1 protein-coding gene is annotated in these 1,463 nt (G+C 41.2%); it reads right to left on the reverse strand.

Features of this window, described 5'->3' with window-relative positions:
• Window positions 1-99: 99 nt before the first annotated feature.
• On the reverse strand, window positions 100-1,395 hold the full coding sequence (locus PGU50_RS17910; protein ID WP_117593971.1) for a tyrosine-type recombinase/integrase: 1,296 nt from the start codon (window positions 1,393-1,395) through the stop codon (window positions 100-102).
• Window positions 1,396-1,463: the final 68 nt, after the last annotated feature.

Raw genomic sequence — 1,463 nt, forward strand, 5'->3', positions numbered from 1 at the left:
ATTTTATAGGCTTTCCCGCCTGTCCATTAGTGAAATGATATGTAGTTTCCCTTATTTTTACCCTTATGAGATAATCACAAGGGAAATAAGGGAATTTTTTTAATCATTGCCTACCACTTTATCAAGAAGCCTAACTGATTTTCGTTTAGCATCTCTTGTGGAGTGAGCATAGACATTCATTGTGGTACTTACATCTGAGTGTCCTAACAGTTCCTGCACATCTTTTGGGGCAGCTCCATTTGCTAAAAGGTTGCTTGTATAGGTGTGACGTAACTGGTGGAAATGAAAGCCTTCAAATCCCTCTAATGTTTTTGCCACCTTTCTGCAAACAGTCCCCAAAGTAGTTGGAAGTTCCAGACAACCATCCGGTCTTAAACAGACGAAAGAAATTTCTTTATAATCTGCCGGGACTTCCTCTGTTCTGTCTAAGCAATAATATTCGTAGTACACTCTGTTTTTCTCTTTGACCGCTTTGTAGTAGTTCGTGTGATAAAGTTCTCCGTACTGCATTCGATTTTTTAACTGCTCTTTCCGGGCATTACGGAAAATCTCTACCAGCGTATCTCCAAAATCAACAATCCTCACTTTTTTCCGCTTGGTTGGTCCGATGATATATTTGCGCTTTGAGCCATCGTATCGGATGCTACGTCTTATGGTAAGGCATTGTTCTTCCAGATTTACGTCCTGCCACGCCAAACCGCAGGCTTCTCCAATACGAAGCCCGGCATAATAGGCTATCTGGATTGGAAGTATTGCGGCTGGGTTCTTTTTTTTCAGATAAGCAAGCAATCTTTCATAATCTTCTCGTGAAATTGGTTGGATATTTCCGTCCATGTCCTCGTCTGAAAACAAATCAACTTCATCCGTCTGATACCGCAGTTTAATATACTGCATGGGATTAAACGTAATATACTGTTTTGGAAATACTGCAAAGCGGAAGGACTGCTGCATGACTGCGGAAAAAGAATGGATGTAATCTTTGCTGTAACCCTTTCTCTCTTTTCCGTCGGGATGAACTCCCCCGAAGGAAAGCAAATCAAAAAAGGATTGCAAATGTTCAGAGGTTACATTTTTCAGTTTCCGTTCTGCCAATGGGTGTTTCTTAATATTTCGGATTGTTCCGAGGTAATTCTCCACCGTACCATTGCTGAGCGTACCTGTTTTTAATTCCTCCTCTGCCCACACATCCAGAAGTTGTCCGACTGTGAGATTTTCCGCTTTGGCAACAAATTTCTTTTTCTCATAATCATCCATTGCCTGACGGAGCAGCTTTTCAGTTCCACTTTTGCTTTCTGTTCCAACGCATTCTTTCTGAACAAGATTGCCGCTTGCGTCCTCTACATAGAAGCGGTAGTACCATTTCTTTCCTTTTTTTCTTACAGATCCTTTTGCCATAATCGTATGTCTCCTTTCGATATTAGACAATCGGAACTGATGAAATGCTTCGTGCGTGTAAGTATATC

The organism is Coprococcus sp. AM11-30B (assembly GCF_027674365.1).
GTDB classification, from domain to species: Bacteria; Bacillota; Clostridia; order Lachnospirales; family Lachnospiraceae; genus Allocoprococcus; species Allocoprococcus comes.

Bases quoted from the DNA above. Each gene is read 5' to 3' on its own strand.
- PGU50_RS17910 (WP_117593971.1), bottom strand. From the start codon at position 1,395: ATGGCAAAAGGATCTGTAAGAAAAAAAGGAAAGAAATGGTACTACCGC.